Consider the following 17377-nt stretch of genomic DNA (forward strand, 5'->3'; position numbering starts at 1 on the left):
GCTCAGATCGGCTTGCGATCCAGCCGATGCTCGCCCTTCACCCAGCGCACCGTGCCGGTGCTGGCGCGCATCACGACGCTGTCGGTGGTCAGCTTGCCGCCGGGCAGACGCTTCACCCCGGCCAGCAGCGATCCGTCCGTCACCCCCGTCGCCGCGAAGATACAGTCGCCCTTCGCCAGTTCCTTGAGATCATAGATCTTGTCGAGATCGGCGATGCCCCATTTGCGTGCGCGCGCCCGCTCGTCATCGTTGCGGAACAGCAGCTTGCCCTTGAACTGGCCGCCGACGCACCGCAGCGCGGCACAGGCCAGCACGCCCTCGGGCGCGCCGCCCGATCCCATATAGATGTCGATATTGGTTTCGGGATTGGTGGTCGCGATCACGCCCGCGACGTCGCCGTCCGGGATCAGCATGATGCCGCAGCCGATGGCGCGCAACTCCCCGATCAGCTTTTCATGGCGCGGGCGATCGAGCACGCACACGATGATTTCATGCGGATCGACGCCCTTGGCCCTGGCGACGGCCTCGACATTGTCCTTCACCGGCTTGTTCATATCGATGATGCCGTCGGGATAGCCGGGGCCGACCGCCAGCTTCTCCATATAGACGTCGGGGGCGTTGAGCAGTCCGCCTTCTTCGGAAATCGCCAGCACGGCCAGCGCATTCGGGCCGGCCTTTGCAGTGATCGTGGTGCCTTCCAGCGGATCGAGCGCGATGTCGATCCTGGGGCCGGTGCCGATGGCGTTGCCGACCTTCTCGCCGATATAGAGCATTGGCGCCTCGTCGCGCTCGCCTTCGCCGATGACCACGGTGCCGTCCATGTAGAGTTCGTTGAAAGCCAGGCGCATCGCTTCGACCGCGGCTGCGTCGGCGGCCTTTTCATCGCCCCGGCCGATCAGCTTCGACGCGGCGATGGCGGCGGCTTCGGTCACGCGCACCATTTCCAGCACCAGCACGCGATCGAGTATCGAGCTTGCCTGCACCATAGTCATTCCTCTTCTAACGCCTTTTCGAAGCGCGATAGGTCGTCGGCCGATCCTTGTCGAGGGTGCGCTTTTCAGGAGGACAATGCAACGCAAGCGCGGCTGCTGCGTTGCTGGCTCAGAGAAGAGAAGGGCCGCGCTTATGATCCTGTTGCTGATGGCCGCCAGCCTTGCCGCCCAATATGACGGAGCCTCGCATCGTGGCGCAGGAATTCGCCCCGCGCCGTGTGAGGCCGTGCCGTCGCTTTGCCTCGCGGGCGCGGAGACTCCTGGCCCCCGCATCTCCGGTCCCGCGCTGCCCGCCAGCGATGGCAAGATGAACGCCTATCGATTCGACGCGCGGCCTTGCCGGGTTATCGGCAATCTTAATTGCCCCAAGCGCGCTAACCGTCAGATTTTCCGGCTGGGCGAGCCGGTGGAGAAAACCTTGGCGCGCAGTTTCGGACTCGATTAGTCGAGAATATGCATGACCATCGGCGTCTGGAGCAGGCTGTCCGATCCGGCCAGCCGCTCGAGCGTCTCCCGCACGCAGCGTTCCTCGCCCGCGTGGGTGACGATGGCCACCAGCACGCCGTCCGCCTGATTCGCGCCGCGTTGGATCATGCTCTCGATCGAGACGCCCGCATCGCGGGTGGCCGCGGCGATCTCCGCCAGCACGCCCGGGCGATCCTGCACCTTGAAACGCAAATAGGCGCGGCCGACACGCTTGCCGGCATCGGCGGGCTTCTGCTGGGCGAGGGCGGCAACCGGCATGGCGAGCGCGTCGCCATATTCATCGCGCGCCACGTCGATCAGGTCGGCCACCACGGCGGAGGCCGTCGGACCGTCCCCCGCGCCGCGCCCCTGGAAGAACAGCCGGCCGACGAAATTCCCCTCCGCCACCACGGCGTTGAGCGAACCATCGACATGGGCAAGCGGATGGTCGAGCGGCACCAGCATCGGGTGAATGCGCTGGAACAGCCCCTCAGGTCCGTTCTCCGCCATGCCGACGAGGCGAATGCGATAGCCCAGTGCCGCCGCTTCGGCGATGTCGGCGGCGATGACATGGCGAATGCCGGTGGTCGCGACCGCATCGAAATCCAGCTCGGTGCCGAAGGCGAGACCGGCGAGGATGGTCAGCTTGTGCGCGGCGTCGACGCCGTCGATGTCGAAGCTGGGATCGGCTTCGGCATAGCCCAGTTCCTGTGCTTCCTTGAGCACTTCGTCGAAACCCCGACCTTCCTTTTCCATGGTGGTCAGGATGTAATTGCAGGTGCCGTTGAGGATGCCGTAGACGCGGCTGATCTCGTTCGCGGCCGCGCCTTCGCGCATGCCCTTGATGACGGGGATGCCGCCGGCGACCGCCGCTTCATATTTGAGCGCGACGCCCGCCTTCTCCGCCAGCGCGGCGAGGTCCAGGCCATGATGGGCCAGCATCGCCTTGTTCGCGGTGACGAACGGCTTGCCGACGCTCAGGCACTGGCGGGCGAGGGTGAGGGCAGGGCCGTCCGCTCCGCCGATCAGTTCCACCACCACGTCGATATCGTCGCGGGTCGCCAGCGTCGTCATGTCGTCCACCCATTCATAGGGCGACAGGTCGACGCCGCGATCCTTGTTCCGGTCGCGCGCGGAGATGGCCACGATCTGAATCGGGCAGCCGGCACGGCGGGCGATCAGGTCGGCATTGGTCTGAAGCAGCCGAATGACGCCCCCGCCCACCGTGCCGAGGCCGACGAGCGCGACGCGCAGCGGGGCATGGCGGTGCAGATTGGTCATGGCTTTCTCTTATCCTTCGGTCAGACGTGAAGCGGCGCTGATAGCCGCCTCTGCGTGTCTGTCCAAGGAAAAGGCGTCCCCCCGCCGTTCATCGCGCCGACCGCGTTCGGCCGCAGGGACCGAGCGCGGACAGCACGACCTGATAATCGGCGCGGGCTGCCTCGGCGTCCGGGGCGGCAAGGGCGCGGACCGACTGTGCAGGCAATTCGGGCGGCAGGCCGCAAGCGAGACGATACCAGAGCAGGCTGCCGCGCACCGGCGGGCGGGCGGCTTCGTCGACGATCTCGCCCAGCGCCACGGCCCAGCGCGGCGCCTGCCCCGGGCGCCGCAGGATCGACAACGATACGGGATCGCCATTCTCGGTGCGCAGGAATATCTGCGTTTCGCCCTCGCCCGCGATCGTGCCGGCGACGTGGAAGGCATCGCCCAGGCCGGTGATGCGCGGGGGCGCATTGTTGGCCACCAGTTCGGACAGAATGGCCTTCACCCGTTCGAGTTCGGCCGCGGAGGCGGCGATCTGGGCGTCGCGCGCCACCAGCTGGATTTCGCCGGGCCGGGCGCCTTTCCGGGCGAACAGAAGCACGTCCGCCTTCTTCAGCTTGGGCAATTTGCCCCGCGCATCGAGGCGCGCGTCATAGAGGTAGCGGACGGTAGGGCTGATTCCCCCCTCTCCGCGAATCAGGGCGGTGACATTTGCCTCCACAAAGACCCGCTGATAGCCCGCCGGAACGGTTCCGGCCTGCTCGGGCCGCAATTTGATGATGTTGCCAATCCGCGCCTGTGCCACCATCGGCGCCATGTCCGCCAGGTCCGCAATATCGGCATAGGACAGCCCGGCGGCGGGCTGCGATAGTTGCGCTGCCGTTCGCGCTCCAGGCGTCTGAGCCGCAGAAATCTGCGATTGTACGGCGGAAATGAGGCACAGAAGAGCGAGTTTCCGCGCGGATAGGGTGGATTTTTTTTTCATCATCATCCTAATCATGACAGTCCGTGACATGATTGTCACATGCAAGTCTTTCTGGTGTGGAATAGCGGTTGCGAATCATCATCTCGATAAAGCGTTTGCGTGCCACGATGCGCCGCGATAGGAGTTCCAACGGTAGCAAATGGACGGATAGGGGCCAAGATGACCGGGGTGACCCGGCCAGATCGGTCGTTTTTGGCTTATTTGCCGATAATCAACTGGTAAAGCTGAGTTAAGGAGTGTCGTTGCCGAATGGCCTATGCTGACCACTCGCAAGGATCGAGTCGCACAATCTCGATCATTATCGTCGCCCTGATTCACGCTGTTCTGGGTTATGCCTTCGTCACCGGTCTTGGCATGAAATATGTCAAAAAGGCGGCGGAACAGCTGAACGTGATCGACGTGAAGGAGGAACCGCCGCCACCGGATGAGGAGCCGCCGCCGCCCCCGCCGGATCAGCCCGTCGAGCCGCCGCCGGTCGTCGCACCGCCGCCGATCGTCCAGACCCCTGTTCAGGCTCCGCCTATCCAGACGGTCCGGACGCCGCCGCCGGTGTTCAACCCGGTCCCGGTTGCTGCTCCGCCGCCGCCGGCTCCGCCGCCGCCGCCCGAGGTGCCTGCATCTCGTGCGTCGCCGCGCAGCAACCCCGGCAGCTGGCTGAGCGACGCCGATTATCCGAGCCGCGCGCAGCGTGAAGAACGTTCGGGTACGGCAGGATTCCGACTGGAAATCGGTCCGGATGGCCGCGTCACCAACTGCACGATCACCTCTTCGACCGGCCATGCCGACCTCGACGAGGCGACCTGCCGCCTGTTGCCCAAGCGTGCGAGATTCAAGCCCGCTACCGCAGCCGGGGGCGGGCCGATGTCGGACACGTACAACGGCCGAATCACCTGGCGTCTGCCGGAATAATTGGAAAGGGCAGGCGGGCAGCCCGGATCGGTCCGGCCGCCGCCTCCCCCTTGTTATTGATCCTTTGAGAGGGAAGTCTTGAACATGTTGATCTCTATCGCAGCGGCCGCTGCCCCGAAGGCGGCCAATCCTTACGGCCTGATGGAAGCGCTCGAGCAGGGCGGCACCATCGCCTGGACCGTTTTCCTGATCCTGTGCGCCATGTCGGTCGGCACCTTCTACATCCTGTTCACCAAGCTGATCGAACAGCAGAAGGTCATCAACCAGGGCAAGAAGGTCCGCGCGACCTTCTGGCGTTCCGCGTCGCTGAAGGAAGCTTCGGCAAAGCTGGAAAAGAACTCGGCCTACAAGCAGATCGTCGATGACGGCATCAAGGCCCAGGACGAGCATGGCAAGCTGACCGATCCGGTCGAAGCGCATGACTGGCTGCACGGCTCGCTGGCGCGTTCGGAAGCCGCGATCAACTCGTCGCTCGGCGGCGGTCTCGCCTTCCTCGCGACCGTGGGTTCGACCTCGCCGTTCATCGGTCTGTTCGGTACGGTTATCGGTATCTACCGCGCCCTGATCAAGATCGGCGCCGCCGGTCAGGCTTCGATCGACGCCGTTGCCGGCCCGGTCGGTGAAGCTCTGATCATGACCGCCCTGGGTCTGGCCGTGGCCGTTCCCGCGGTGCTGGCCTACAACTTCCTGCAGCGCCGCAACAAGTCGATCGCCGAGCAGCTGAACGGCTTCACCGTCGACCTGCTGGCCTATCTGGTGTCGAACGGCGCCGTGAAGCCTTCGGTTGCCGCTGCTCCCGCCGCTGCTGCCGCCAAGCCGGCCGCTGCCGCGACCAAGGCCTGATAGGCTGGGATGCCGGTGGGGACCGGACGGCGGCTGCGACTGCCCGTTTCCCACCGGACGTGGGCCTCGATAAACGAGGCGCCATCGACAAGCATGTTAGGAAAATAATCAATGGCAATGAGTGTTGGCTCTGACGGCGGTGAAGACAAGCCGATGTCCGACATCAACACGACGCCGCTCGTCGACGTCATGCTGGTGTTGCTCATCATCTTCCTCATCGCGGTCCCGGTCGTCGTCCAGACGGTTCAGCTGCAGCTTCCCAAGGTCGCGTTCGAGCCGACGACGACGAAGCCGGAAAATGTCTCCCTGTCGGTCACTCAGTCGTCCGATGGCAGCTGCGCGGTCTACTGGAACCTGACCAGAGTATCGTCCGACGAACTGCTCGACCGTGCGGTCGCGAAGCTCGAAGCGGACATCAAGAAAGCGGGCGGCGTTGCGAATCTGACGCCCGAGGATCTGCCCGAAGTGCATATCCGCGGCGACATCAACGTCCCCTACCGGTGCATCGGCGGCACCATCTATACGATGCAGCGCGCCGGTTTCCCGAAGGTCGGCTTCATCTCCGAACCCGAACCGGGTTCGCAGACGCACCGGCTCTAAGTTTTAGGAGTATCGCCCCATGGCAATGAGTGCCGGAAGAGACGATGGCGAGCCGATGGTGGAAATGAACACGACGCCGTTGATCGACGTCATGCTCGTTCTTCTCATCATGTTCATCATCACCATTCCGATCCAGACCCACGCGGTCAAGATCGACCTGCCGCAGAGCGCGCCGCCGACCACCAATGTCGTCGACCCGGTCAAGAACAAGGTGGCAATCGATCCCAGCGGCGTCATCACCTGGAACGGATCGGCCATCGACCTGCTGACCCTGCGTCAGTATCTGCAGCAGTCGCTGCGGCTGCCGGTCGAACCCGAACTGCAGTTCCAGCCGAATGCCGAAACCAAATATGTCGTCGTCGACCAGGTGTTGGCGGAGATCAAGCGGGCTGGCGTGACGAAGCTGGGCTTCGTCGGCAACGAGCAGTACGGCAAGTTCTAACCGATATCGGGATCGGGTTCTGGCAGCGCCGGAATCCGGTTGTCGAAAATGATGAGGCGCCAGGCTCGAATACGCCGCCGCCGTCTGGCCGGGAATGTTTGACTTCCCGTTTCCGGGCGCGGGCAGGGGTGACGCAATCGGCTTGGCGTGGACTGACAGGGGCTGCTTCGGCGGCCCCTTATTTTATGGCTGCCGTCCGTGAGGACTTAATGTTTTTTTCACCCTGAAGAGGGATGATGGGGACAGTCAAATCGGCATGGATCATGGGCGCCAAACCTCAAACCGAATTCAGCAGGAGCGAGAACCGTCTGGTAGACCGGCGGTCGGTGCTGATCGGCGTGCGGGTTCGCCGGCCGGGTGAAACCTGGTTCAAGAGCCAGATCACCGATGTCACCACGACCGGCTTCCGGCTCAAAAGCTTCATGAAGTTGACGGCGGAGGATGATCTGTGGATCATGCTGCCGGGATTTGAAGGCCGCCGCGCGCGCGTGTTGTGGAGCCGGGCGCATGAATCGGGCTGCGTGTTCGAGCGCCCGCTGCACGCCGCCATTCTGGATCATATCATCAAGATCAGCCTGTAGGCCGCGTGTCGTCAATCGTTCGGGATCAGGGCGTGGCGAATGGTCGAACGGCTCTGCGAATGTTGGCGAAAACTGCCGCTTTTGCTTGCCCATCCAAGATGACGTTTTTGATCCGCGTAGGATGGCCCTTTTGCTGGCTTCCCCTCGCGCGCTCGATCGAATTTGGGTCGCAAAGGTAACACGATAGACGCGCCAAAAAGTGTCGTTCGTGCGCAATTTCCTTGTTCGCGATGTGACCGAAGAGCGGGTTCGGCTTAGCGATGGTGCGATGCTGTAGGACGGGAAATGCCGACTGGTTTCGACCATTTTTTGCCGTTCGTGAGCATCGACGTTGACCACATGCCCTGCTGCGCTATTGATATTATCAAATGATATCTGAGAGGCATTATGGGTCTTCGAGGCATCGATCGCATCGTTATCGCAGTCCGCGATCTCGAGCAGGCAAAGCAGAAATACAGCGATTTGCTGGGTGCCACATTTATGAAAGCTGATTGGACGGGCGAGCCATTCGGGATCAACGTCGCTATCGCTTGGGATGCGGGGATAGAGTTGTGCGCACCTATGGCAGGCCGAGAAGATGATAGCGCAGTGTCGCCTTTTCTTTTGCACCGTGGAGAGGGTATTCTGACAGTCTGCTTCGGCGTCGACGATGCGAGCAAGGCATATGAGCGGGCGTCTTCACAAGGCTATAGTTGTGTTAACTCGTTGGACTATACGCAGGAAGAAATTGACCAGCACCTTGACGGGCTATTTAACCGTTATCATGAGTTTTTTCTAGATGCCCACGCTAGTTGCGGCTATGGCGTAGCACTAGTTCACATCGATCCCAAGCAGCAGTCATGATCTGCTCTAAAAACGTTGGATAGCTTTCGGGTAGCGTCTTGTCCTCTACGGCTGCAATGCGACAATAGCATCATACTGTTCGTGTCATATTGCGGACGGGCCTCTTACGTAACGCTCGCCCCAAAAGCTTCGAAAACGGCAGCTTGCCATTTCCGCCTATGCCTTGACCGAAACCCGCTGGTCTGAAAACCACCCTTTTCGTCATCCCAGCGCAGGCTGGGATCTCGGGAGATAGCGCGTGTCATGGCCTGAGACCCCAGCCTGCGCTGGGGTGACGATGGGGGAATTGGCGTGACGGAGGGGCGGGCATCCGCAAACCACCCATACCCGTCAATGCCTCGTGCCGTCAGCCCGCCGGCGCATCCTGGAACTGGAGGTTGGCCAGACGAGCATATAATCCCTGGCCGGCCATCAGCGTCGCGTGGTCGCCCTGTTCGACCAGTTGCCCGTCGTCGAGCACCAATATCCGGTCGGCCGCGCGGACGGTGGCCAGGCGATGTGCGATCACGATGGTCGTGCGGCCCTTCATCAATCGGGCGAGGGCGTCCTGCACCAGCCGTTCCGATTCGGCGTCGAGCGCGGAGGTCGCCTCGTCGAGCAGTAGGATCGGGGCGTCGCGCAACAGGGCGCGGGCGATGGACAGGCGTTGGCGCTGACCTCCTGACAATCGCGCGCCGCCTTCGCCCAGATAGCTGTCCAGCCCCTGGGGAAGCGCGCGCAGAAAGGCGTCCGCATTGGCGGCGCGGGCGGCGGCCCAGATTTCCTCGTCGCTGGCATCCCATTTGCCATAGCGCAGATTGTCGCGGGCGGAGGCGGCGAAGATGATGCTTTCCTGCGGCACCATTGCCATCATGGCGCGCACCGCCGCCGGATCGGCCTGCGTCAGCGGCACGCCGTTCAGGCGGATGTCGCCCGAATCGGGATCGTAGAAGCGCAGCGCCAGCTGGATCAGCGTGGACTTGCCCGCGCCGGACGGGCCGACGATCGCGACCGTCTCGCCCGGCGCGATGTCGATGGAAATGCCGTGCAGCGCTGCCTGATCGGGCCGGGTGGGATAGCGAAAATGCACATCCTCGAACTGGAGCCGGGCGCCATGATCGGCGCTGGGGACCGGCACGGGGCGGGGCGGGGCGGTGATCTGCGGCACGGCGCGCATCAGTTCATGCAGCCGCCCGGCCGCGCCCGCGCCGCGCAGCAGGTCACCCCAGGTTTCGGACAGGGCGCCGAACGCCCCCGCAACCAGACCGCCGGTCAGCACGAAGGCGGCGATGCTGCCGCCCGAGAGGCGTCCGGCGGCAACGTCCAGCGCGCCCTGCCACATGACGGCGGTGATCGACCCGAACACCAGCGCGATGACGATGGCGGTCATCGCCGCACGCAAGGCGATGCGGCGCCGGGCGGTGGCAAAGCCGGATTCGACCGTGGCGTCGAAGCGGGCAGCCTCCCGCCCCTCTTGCCCGAAGGCCTGCACGATCTTCATCGCGCCGAGGGTTTCGGAGGTGACGCTGCCGACCTCGGCCAGCCGGTCCTGGCTGGCGCGCGACAATTTGCGCACCCGGCGGCCAAGGCCGATGATCGCGATCAGGATGACCGGGATGCCGAGCAGCAACAGTCCCGCCAGCTTGGGTGCCAGCGCGAAGAGATAGATAAGGCCGCCGATTCCGGTCACCATGTTGCGCAGGGCGATGGACACGGTCGATCCCACCACCTGATCGATGATCGCCGTGTCGGCAGTCATGCGGGAGGCGATTTCCGACGGGCGGTTTTCCTCGAAGAAGCGGGGTTCCTGCCGCAGCAGATTGGCCTGGGTGGCGGATCGGATGTCCGCGACGACGCGCTCACCCAGCCAGGAGACGAAATAGAAGCGGGCCGCCGTCGCCGCCGCCAGGATGACGACGATCAGCAACAGATATTCGAACCAGCGGCTGATGTCGCCGCCACCGACAAAGCCCCGGTCGATCACCAGCCGGAAGCCGCTGGGGATCGCCAGCGTCGCGGCGGAGGAGATGAGCAGCGCGGCGAGCGCGCCGGCGATACGGCCAGGATAACGGCTGGCGAAGCGCCAGATCATCCCCAGGCTGCCAAGTGCAGGGCGCGTCTTGTCGCGCGACGGCTTTTCCACCTCGTCCATGGGCGCGCGCTGTAGCAGCCCGCCGCGCGCCGGAAAAGGGGATCAGGCGGCGGGCGCGATCTCTGCTGCCAACGCCATGATGCGTGCCGCCTTGGCCCGGCCGGTCAGGGCATAGGCCATGTCGCCCGCTTCCCAATAGGCGATGACGTCCTGCGCCCGGTGGGCGAGCAGCGGGCGTGCCTCCGCCGGGGTTTCGGCGCGGTCGGCGAAGAAGGAAAGCTGCTCGCCATCAGGCGTGGTGATGGACACGGCGACGGCGGGGCTGTCGGGCGTGGGGTAAAGCTGGACATCGTCGATCCGCCAGGATGCGGGCAAGGGTGGCAGGACGATGCCGGTGGAACGGCGGATTTCGGCGGCGTTGAGCGTGGCGCTTTCGACCTGCGACGCCATCGCCTGTCGCAGCAGGCCGGTGCGGTGGGACGCGGCGGCTTCGTCGAGGAAGGTGCTGGCCTCGGCGGCTTGCGGAAATTCGCCCAATTCGCCGCGCGCGATCCAGCCGGTCGCGATCAGCCCGGCGATCCCGGCGGCGCGGGCCAGATGCCGCCATGTCCGGCCCTGTTCATTGTCGTTGGCGACGGGGATGGACGTGTCGCGCCGCCGCCCGACCAACGTGCCCTTGGTGCCGTCATGCTTCAGGCGGAAGTCGATATGCGGCCAACGCTGGCGCCAGCGCCGGGCGACGAGGCGCTCGCCGGGGCGGGCGGCATCGTCCAGCAGCACGACGGCATGGGGGGAAAGGCGCGCGAACAGGCTGTCCGCCGCGCCACGCACCAGCGGATGGACGGCCCAGGGCGGACCGTCGATGATGAGCAGGTCGATGCTGTCGGGAAGGGCATCGATGTCGTACCAGAGGCCGGGCCAATCGCGGCTCTCGGCGGTCAGCGGCGCGTGGCGGAGGTCGGCGTGGAGGCCATGGTCGGTCAGCCAGTTGCGCGTTGCGGCGACAAAGCCGTCATGCTGATCGAAGCTGGTCAGCCGCCCGCCCCCATGCAGCGCCAGCGCGCGGGCGGCGATCAGGGTGGAGGCGCCCGCGCCCAGTTCCACCACATGGGCCGGGCGGAGGCGCGCGATCTCGCGGACGATATGGCGCAGGAAGCCGACATCCGCCTTCCAGCTGCCCAGATGCGGGAGCGCATCATGGGGCAGGCCGAGTTCGTCCAGCAAGGCGCGCTTGTCCGCCTTGCGTCCGCCCGACAGGCTGGCGAGCAGCCACGGCCAGGTGACCGCGCCGAAGCCGATGCGCCAGGCCCAAGAACGGGCGACGTCGGACAGGCGGCGTTGCGCGGCGGCGGCATCGGCGTCGGTGAGGGACAGGAGGCCGGTCAATTCTCTGGAGGTCACAGGTGCGCCCATCCTTTATCTGCGGGTCGAGAGGGATTATGCGGCGGATAGCCGGTTCGCACAGGTTCGTATATTCTCACCATAGGGAACGCCGATGACATGCATCATATCCGCGACTGTTGAACGCTGGCCGGTCGCGGGGGCCTTCATCATCAGCCGGGGGGCCAAGACGTCCGTGGACGTGGTGGTGTGCACCGTGGGCGACGGCGTGCATGTCGGCCGGGGCGAAGGCACGGCGATCTATTATGAGGGCGAGACGGCGGAGGGCTGCGCTGCGGCAATCACTGCCTATTCCGGGCCGCTGGAGCGGGAGGCGCTGTTGGAGCGGATGCCGCGCGGGGCGGCGCGCAACGCGCTGGACTGCGCGCTTTGGGATCTGGAGGCGAAGCGCGCCGGTGTGCCGGTGTGGCGACTGGCTGGGCTGGAGGAGCCGCGGCCTTTGCCGACCGCCTTCACCATCAGCCTGGGCGAGCCGGAAAAGATGGAGCGGGACGCGCGCGCGGCGGCGGCGCGCGGCTTCGGGCTGCTCAAATGCAAGCTGATCGGCGAGGGCGACCGGGCGCGGATCGCTGCGGTGCGGGCGGGGGCGCCCGATGTGCGGCTGATCGTGGACGCCAATGAAAGCTGGCATGATCTGGACATCGTGGCCGAGGCGGGGGCGCTGGCGGAACTGCGCGTGGAGATGGTGGAACAACCGGTCTTTCATGGGCGGGAGGAGCGGCTGGCCGGGGTCCGGTCGCCCTTGCCGCTCTGCGCCGATGAAAGCTGCCATACCCGCGCCGATCTTGACCGGCTGGGGGATTTCGATGCGGTGAACATCAAGCTCGACAAGGCGGGCGGGTTGACCGAGGCGCTGGCGCTTTCGCGCGAAGCGAAAATGCGCGGGTTCCGCGTGATGGTCGGCTGCATGTTGGGGACGTCGCTGGGGATCGCGCCGGCCGCGCTGGTGGCGCAGGGGGCGGACTGGATCGATCTGGACGGCGCCTTGCTGCTGGCGAAGGACCGGGAGGGCGCGCTCCTTCTGGATGACGGCCTGCTCCTGCCCGGTCGGTTGTGGGGCGTCGGTCAGTAACCCAGCGTCAGGCCGAGAGTGTAATATTTGGGTCCGACATTCGCCTTGGCGCGCAACTTGGGGATCAGCGGCATGGCGAGCGTGGCATAGGGCCGGGTGTTGTCGCCGCTGAACCGCACGCCCGCGCCGATGGTGGCGGAGGCGGGCAGGCTGTAGGTCGCCTCCACCCGTCCATAAAGTTTCGTGTCGCCGTCGCGCAGATAGACGCCGCCACCCGGCGTCAGGCTGAAGCCGCCCAGATTCATGGCATAACCCGCGCCGATTTCCGTGCCCCAATGGCCATCGGCGCGGCCATAGTCGATTTCGGCGCCGATCCCTTCGGCATGGGCGGCGGGGGACAAGGCGATCGCGGCGGCGGCCAGCAAATAAGATAGTCTGTTCATAGCCGGACAGGGCCTGACTTCCACCGCGGCGTCAGGCAAGCGGGCGCAGGACGGACCGAGTCCGATATGGGGTCAGGCGAGTCGGCGGTTCTTCAACCGGCCTGTTGATCGACGCTCATGACGGGCTGGACCTCCGGATAGGGCATGATGGAGCGGCCGTCCGGCGCGGCGGTAAAGCTGGTCTGCGTGGGATAGGCAAATTCGATCCCCTCCGCGGCGAAACGTTTCCAGATGGCAAGGCCGACACGGTGCCGTGCCTGAAAATAATCATGGGTGTCGGGGTCGGGCACGTCGAAATTGAGCTGATAGTCGAGCGAACTGGCGCCAAAGCTGATGAGGCCCGCATTGACGAAAATATGTCCCTGCGCCTCCACGATCTCCTTCAGCATGGCGGGGATGGCGTCGGCCTTGTCCTGCGGCGTCTGGTAGATGATGCCGATGGCGAAGGTCACGCGGCGCTGGGCCAGCATCTGGAGGCTGGTGATTTCCTTTTGCAGCAGATTGGCGTTGGAGATCACCTTCTTCTCGCCGCTCATCGCGCGCAGGCGGGTGCTTTTGAGGCCGATATGCTCGACCCGGGCGGTGGTCTGGTCATAGGTGATGATCTCGCCCTGGCGGAAGGGCTTGTCGAAGATGATCGACAGCGCGGCGAACAGGTCGGAGAAGATGCCCTGCGCCGCCAGGCCGATGGCGATGCCGCCGATGCCGAGGCCCGCGACCAGACCGGTGACATTGACCCCCAGATTGTCGAGTACGACGATCAGCGCGATGGCGAACAGGGCGAAGGTCACCAGCACGCGAATCAGGCCCATGGCATTGGCGAGCGTTTGGCCATCGTCGGCGGCGGTGCGCCGCTCGACCAGCCCCAATATGATCTCGCGCGTCCAGATGGCGCATTGGAACACGGCGGCGATGGTGAAGAAAAAGGCGACGGTCTTCAGCACCATTTGCGGCGGATTGGCGTAGCTGACCACCAGCCGTGCGGCGACCGCTGCCATGAAGAAATGGGTGGTGCGGGCAAAGGCCCGGCCTGCGACATTGGCGAGGCCCAGCGTGTCGCCCGGCGCGCCCCTGAACCGCCCGCCAATGCCGCGCAGCGCCGTCAGCAGCGTATAGATGACGACGGCGGCGCCGATGGCGATCAGGATCTGGACGGAGTGGAGCGAGAACCAATGGATCGTCGCATGCCACATCTCGGTGAGATTGGGTGGGCGGACGTCGATCTCGGGCAGGGCGACAGGATCTTGCTTGGCGGCCATGGATGTCCTTGAGCTTATGGATGCGGATCAGGCCGCCATGGAAAGCGCCGGTGCGGCGTCCCGGCTCTCCAGAAAGGCGATCAATCCGCGTTCGTAACGGGAGAGATAGCGGCTTCTGCGCGGCAGGCGAAGCCCTTCGCGCCATTCATCCTGTCCGTTGCGGCAAAGCTCTATCAAAGCGGGATGAATATAGCTTTTGCGGCTGATCGCGGGGGTGTTGCCCAGCGCTTCGGCTACAGGCGCGATCATCTGCTTGAGCGAGACGCTGCCGGATGCCAGCGCTTCGAAGGCAATGACGGAGGCGCCCCAGGTGCGGAAATGCTTGGCGGTGAAGTCACCGCCCATGGCCTCGGCGATATAGGCGTTGACGTCGCTGGAGGTGATCGGACGGGCGACACCATCCTCATCCAGATATTGGAAGAGATGCTGGCCGGGCAAATCCTGCACCGCGCGGACGAACCGGGCGAGGCGGCGGTCGGTGACGGTCAGCTCATGCTCGCGCCCCGATTTGGCGCGGTAGCGCAGGCGCAGCGCCTCTCCACGCACATCGGCGTGGCGGCGGCGCAGGGTGGTGGCGCCGAAGCTCTTGTTCGCGGCGGCATATTGTTCATTGCCGATGCGAACCTTGGCGAGATCGAGCAGGCGGACAACGGCGGCAAGGGTCTTTTCCTTGCGCAGTCCGCGCCGGGAAAGATCGGCTTCGATCCGGGCGCGCAGCTTGGGCAGGGCCGCTCCGAACGCCGGACAGCCCGCATATTTCTCCGCCTCCCGCGCGGCGCGGAAGTCGATATGATAGCGATATTGCTTGCGCCCCCGGTCGTCATAGCCGGTCGCCTGGATATGGCCGTGGCACGACGGACAAAACCAGCAGTCGCGATAGGCGGGCGGCATGGCGATGGCATTCAGCCGGTCGATTTCGTCCCGGTCGGTGATGCGTTCGCCATCCGCGCTGAAATAGGCCCATCCTCGTTTCAGCGCCCGGCGGCTGATCCCGGGCAGGCTGTCATTGGCATGGATGATTCGGGATGGCGCTGGCATGACGGTCTCATGGCTTCAAACCCGTCGTCGCCCGCTTCGTTCCGTTTCAGCGGAGCTGGGCCGGGCGGCGGCCCGGCAGGCGCCAGTGCAAGGGATGACGGCGCATTACCGACAAATGGGCGAAGATCAGCGTCAGGCAGAGGATCGCGGCGGGGATCGCGGCGCCTCGGGCCAGCGGCCACAGCAGGGCGACGATCAGCGCCGCGACGGTCGCGGCCAGCGCGGCCAGCGTCGCGCCTGCCTCGCCATCGGGGCCGCGCAGCCAGAAGACGCAGCCGCCCATGCCCAGCGCAAAGGCCATGGCGAAGCGCACGGCCTGTCCTGGCTCTGCCCCCTCTCCGGCAAGGCCGCAGCCGATCAGCAGCAACAGGATCGCGCCCGCCAGCCCCCGGCGCGGCAGGCGGCCCAGCAAAGGGGTGACGAGCGGATAGATCAGCCATTCCCCCAGGGCGATGGCGATCAGGATCGCGACGGCGAGCCGGGCCTGATCCGGACCGGCGATGACTGCGACCGCCGCGATGCCGGCCCAGGGCAGCAGCCGCATCGGCGCCATGCGGATATGGCTGATCCAGCCGCGCAGGCCCGCCCGCGTTTCCCAGCGCCGGTCGGCGAGGCGCAACTGGAAGGCGGCGATGAGGAACAGCGCTTCCACGCCCCAGGGCAGCAGCGCAGGCGCGGCCAGCGGCGACGCCAGCACCAGTCCCAGCAGCAATCCATGCGCCATGCTCAAAATCTTCAACTCGCCCTTCATGCGGCGTTCCCCTGCGCGACCGGTGACGGGGCAAAGAACGGCTGGCGCGCGGCGGACTTGCGCCGGCGTGTCAGATAGGTGTCGAGGCCAATCTGAAGCGACAGCATCATGAAGATGAAGGGCTGATAGGCGATGCCCACGAACAGCGATCCCACCATATAGACGACATGCCCCTGTTGCAGGGCGACGGCGAAGGGCGCGACCCAGGCGTCGTCGCCATCCCGCCTGCGGTACATCCGCCGGATCGTTTCGGTGCGGATGAAACAGATGAGGTGCAGCAGCGCCCAGAGGAAGAAGCCGAAATAGCCCTGTTCCCCCAGCATCTCGAAATAGGCGCTGTGATAGGCGCGGCCATGGTCGGTGACGATGCGCTTTTCCATGCGCGATCCGGCGGCGTCGGTGACGCGCTCCTGCATGACATAGGTGAAGCTGTTCTGGAGATAGTTGTCGAAGCCGCCGCCGCCCGGATGCTCCTTCACATAGCCGAGCGTCCATTTCCAGACTTCGAGGCGCGTGGAGGCGCTCTCGTCGCTCTGGTGATTTTCGATGGTGGACATGCGCTGGGTGAAGCTGGCGGGCAGGAAGGGGATGGCCGCCAGTGCCGCCAGCGCCATCAAAGGACCGTAGATAAAGCGTCGCTTCGACCGCATCAGCATGAGACCCGCGAGGATGGCGATGCAGACAAGCCCGGTGCGCGCCTCCGTCCCGATTGGCATCAGCAGGCAGGCGAAGCAGAGCGCATAGGCGAAGAGCTTCACCCGCCAGTCGGGCGGAAAGACGGTGCCATGTTGGGAGAGCCAGAGGATCAGCGGGATCAGCGAAATCGCGACCGTGGAAATGATGCTGCCTTCGTAAAGGCCGCTATTATTGTCCACCATCAGGTTCAGCACGCCATAGCCGCCGCCCGACAGCGCGGTCTTCATGCCGCCATTGATGATGATCGTGCTGGCGCAGAGCACCATGAAGAGGGCCAGCGCCTCAATCCGCAGGCGCGTGCGCAAGGTGATGGGCAGGAAGATGGCGAAGATCATCGCCTTCCACACCCAGGCCCATTTGGTCGCGGCATTGATCGGGAAGTCCGCCGTCGCCGTGGTATATCCGCACCAGGCAAGCAGCAGCAACAGGATCACCTGCCGCATGGAGAAGCGGCAATCCTTCTTGTCGTCGACCAGCAGCCAGGCCCCAACCGCCAGCACGAAGGCGATGAAGGAAATGGGGATGCTGTTCAACAGGAAATAGGACAGCCGCTGGGGTGATACGATGTCGATATAGGCATAGACCGCGATCAGCAGGAACGGTCGCCTGAAGCCAGCCAGGAAGAAGGCGCCGAGGAAGGCGACGAAGAACAGGTCACGCATTGCTGTTCTCCGGGTCGTTTTCCGGATCGGGATCGCGGTCAAGATCGGGGCGCGACAGCAACCGCCAGGCCGTCAACATGATGACGCCATGACTGACAAGAAGGGAGAGCGCGTCGATCAT

General features: G+C 64.9%; 19 protein-coding genes. 8 read left to right on the forward strand and 11 right to left on the reverse strand.

Going from position 1 to position 17377, the window contains the following annotated elements; translation table 11 throughout:
* Window positions 1-2: 2 nt before the first annotated feature.
* The gene (gene glpX / locus F7P65_RS04090) at window positions 3-986 is read right to left on the reverse strand and encodes a class II fructose-bisphosphatase (RefSeq protein ID WP_150290488.1); all 984 of its coding nucleotides are present in this window, start codon (window positions 984-986) and stop codon (window positions 3-5) included.
* Between the two features lie 139 nt (window positions 987-1125).
* Here glpX and F7P65_RS04095 point away from each other — a divergent pair, with 139 nt between their 5' ends.
* Window positions 1126-1437, forward strand: a complete 312-nt coding sequence (locus tag F7P65_RS04095; protein ID WP_150290489.1) for a hypothetical protein — start codon at window positions 1126-1128, stop codon at window positions 1435-1437.
* Here the strand turns inward: F7P65_RS04095 and F7P65_RS04100 are convergent.
* A complete protein-coding gene (locus F7P65_RS04100) occupies window positions 1434-2738 on the reverse strand; it encodes a homoserine dehydrogenase (RefSeq protein ID WP_150290490.1) in 1305 nt (434 codons plus the stop codon). The two genes, F7P65_RS04095 and F7P65_RS04100, sit on opposite strands and share 4 nt — an antisense overlap.
* Before the next feature lie 88 nt (window positions 2739-2826).
* Window positions 2827-3705 carry a hypothetical protein gene (locus F7P65_RS04105; RefSeq protein ID WP_150290491.1) on the reverse strand — a complete coding sequence of 293 codons (879 nt, stop codon included), beginning with the start codon at window positions 3703-3705 and terminating at the stop codon, window positions 2827-2829.
* 249 nt (window positions 3706-3954) lie between these two features.
* Here F7P65_RS04105 and F7P65_RS04110 point away from each other — a divergent pair, with 249 nt between their 5' ends.
* From F7P65_RS04110 to F7P65_RS04135, 6 genes are all read left to right on the forward strand, one after another.
* Window positions 3955-4614, forward strand: coding sequence for an energy transducer TonB (locus tag F7P65_RS04110; protein WP_150290492.1), 660 nt, complete (start codon window positions 3955-3957; stop codon window positions 4612-4614).
* 84 nt (window positions 4615-4698) lie between these two features.
* Window positions 4699-5457, forward strand: coding sequence for a MotA/TolQ/ExbB proton channel family protein (locus tag F7P65_RS04115; protein WP_150290493.1), 759 nt, complete (start codon window positions 4699-4701; stop codon window positions 5455-5457).
* A gap of 111 nt (window positions 5458-5568) precedes the next feature.
* Window positions 5569-6057 (forward strand): ExbD/TolR family protein, encoded by a 489-nt coding sequence (locus F7P65_RS04120; protein WP_150290494.1) that lies wholly within the window; start codon window positions 5569-5571, stop codon window positions 6055-6057.
* Window positions 6058-6076: 19 nt separating this feature from the next.
* Window positions 6077-6499 carry an ExbD/TolR family protein gene (locus tag F7P65_RS04125; RefSeq protein WP_150290495.1) on the forward strand — a complete coding sequence of 141 codons (423 nt, stop codon included), beginning with the start codon at window positions 6077-6079 and terminating at the stop codon, window positions 6497-6499.
* 263 nt (window positions 6500-6762) lie between these two features.
* Window positions 6763-7080, forward strand: coding sequence for a PilZ domain-containing protein (locus F7P65_RS04130; protein WP_150290496.1), 318 nt, complete (start codon window positions 6763-6765; stop codon window positions 7078-7080).
* Between the two features lie 387 nt (window positions 7081-7467).
* Window positions 7468-7923, forward strand: a complete 456-nt coding sequence (locus tag F7P65_RS04135; RefSeq protein WP_150290497.1) for a VOC family protein — start codon at window positions 7468-7470, stop codon at window positions 7921-7923.
* A 346-nt stretch (window positions 7924-8269) separates the two neighbouring features.
* Here the strand turns inward: F7P65_RS04135 and F7P65_RS04140 are convergent, their stop codons facing one another.
* Together F7P65_RS04140 and F7P65_RS04145 are read right to left on the reverse strand one after the other, a co-directional pair.
* Window positions 8270-10054, reverse strand: a complete 1785-nt coding sequence (locus tag F7P65_RS04140; RefSeq protein WP_150290498.1) for an ABC transporter transmembrane domain-containing protein — start codon at window positions 10052-10054, stop codon at window positions 8270-8272.
* 42 nt (window positions 10055-10096) lie between these two features.
* Window positions 10097-11395, reverse strand: coding sequence for a class I SAM-dependent methyltransferase (locus F7P65_RS04145; protein WP_150290499.1), 1299 nt, complete (start codon window positions 11393-11395; stop codon window positions 10097-10099).
* A 94-nt stretch (window positions 11396-11489) separates the two neighbouring features.
* Between F7P65_RS04145 and dgcA the strand changes: the two genes are divergently transcribed.
* Window positions 11490-12467, forward strand: a complete 978-nt coding sequence (gene dgcA / locus F7P65_RS04150) for an N-acetyl-D-Glu racemase DgcA (protein WP_150290500.1) — start codon at window positions 11490-11492, stop codon at window positions 12465-12467.
* On the opposite strand, the gene F7P65_RS04155 is transcribed toward dgcA, so the two are convergent.
* From F7P65_RS04155 to F7P65_RS22475, 6 genes are all read right to left on the reverse strand, one after another.
* Entirely contained in the window at window positions 12461-12850 is a 390-nt protein-coding gene (locus F7P65_RS04155) for a hypothetical protein (RefSeq protein ID WP_150290501.1), read from the reverse strand. The two genes, dgcA and F7P65_RS04155, sit on opposite strands and share 7 nt — an antisense overlap.
* Before the next feature lie 92 nt (window positions 12851-12942).
* Window positions 12943-14109 carry a mechanosensitive ion channel family protein gene (locus tag F7P65_RS04160; RefSeq protein ID WP_150290502.1) on the reverse strand — a complete coding sequence of 389 codons (1167 nt, stop codon included), beginning with the start codon at window positions 14107-14109 and terminating at the stop codon, window positions 12943-12945.
* A 27-nt stretch (window positions 14110-14136) separates the two neighbouring features.
* On the reverse strand, window positions 14137-15147 hold the full coding sequence (locus F7P65_RS04165; protein WP_150290503.1) for a DNA topoisomerase IB: 1011 nt from the start codon (window positions 15145-15147) through the stop codon (window positions 14137-14139).
* A gap of 46 nt (window positions 15148-15193) precedes the next feature.
* A complete protein-coding gene (locus F7P65_RS04170; protein ID WP_150290504.1) occupies window positions 15194-15898 on the reverse strand; it encodes a hypothetical protein in 705 nt (234 codons plus the stop codon).
* Window positions 15895-17256 (reverse strand): putative O-glycosylation ligase, exosortase A system-associated, encoded by a 1362-nt coding sequence (locus F7P65_RS04175; protein WP_150290505.1) that lies wholly within the window; start codon window positions 17254-17256, stop codon window positions 15895-15897. Before F7P65_RS04175 ends, F7P65_RS04170 begins: the two co-directional genes overlap by 4 nt.
* Window positions 17249-17377: a hypothetical protein gene (locus tag F7P65_RS22475; RefSeq protein WP_275897546.1), complete on the reverse strand. Its 129-nt coding sequence runs from the start codon at window positions 17375-17377 to the stop codon at window positions 17249-17251. The genes F7P65_RS04175 and F7P65_RS22475 overlap by 8 nt, the downstream gene beginning before the upstream one ends.

This window comes from Sphingobium estronivorans (assembly GCF_008692605.1).
In the GTDB taxonomy this organism is placed as follows: domain Bacteria; phylum Pseudomonadota; class Alphaproteobacteria; order Sphingomonadales; family Sphingomonadaceae; genus Sphingobium; species Sphingobium estronivorans.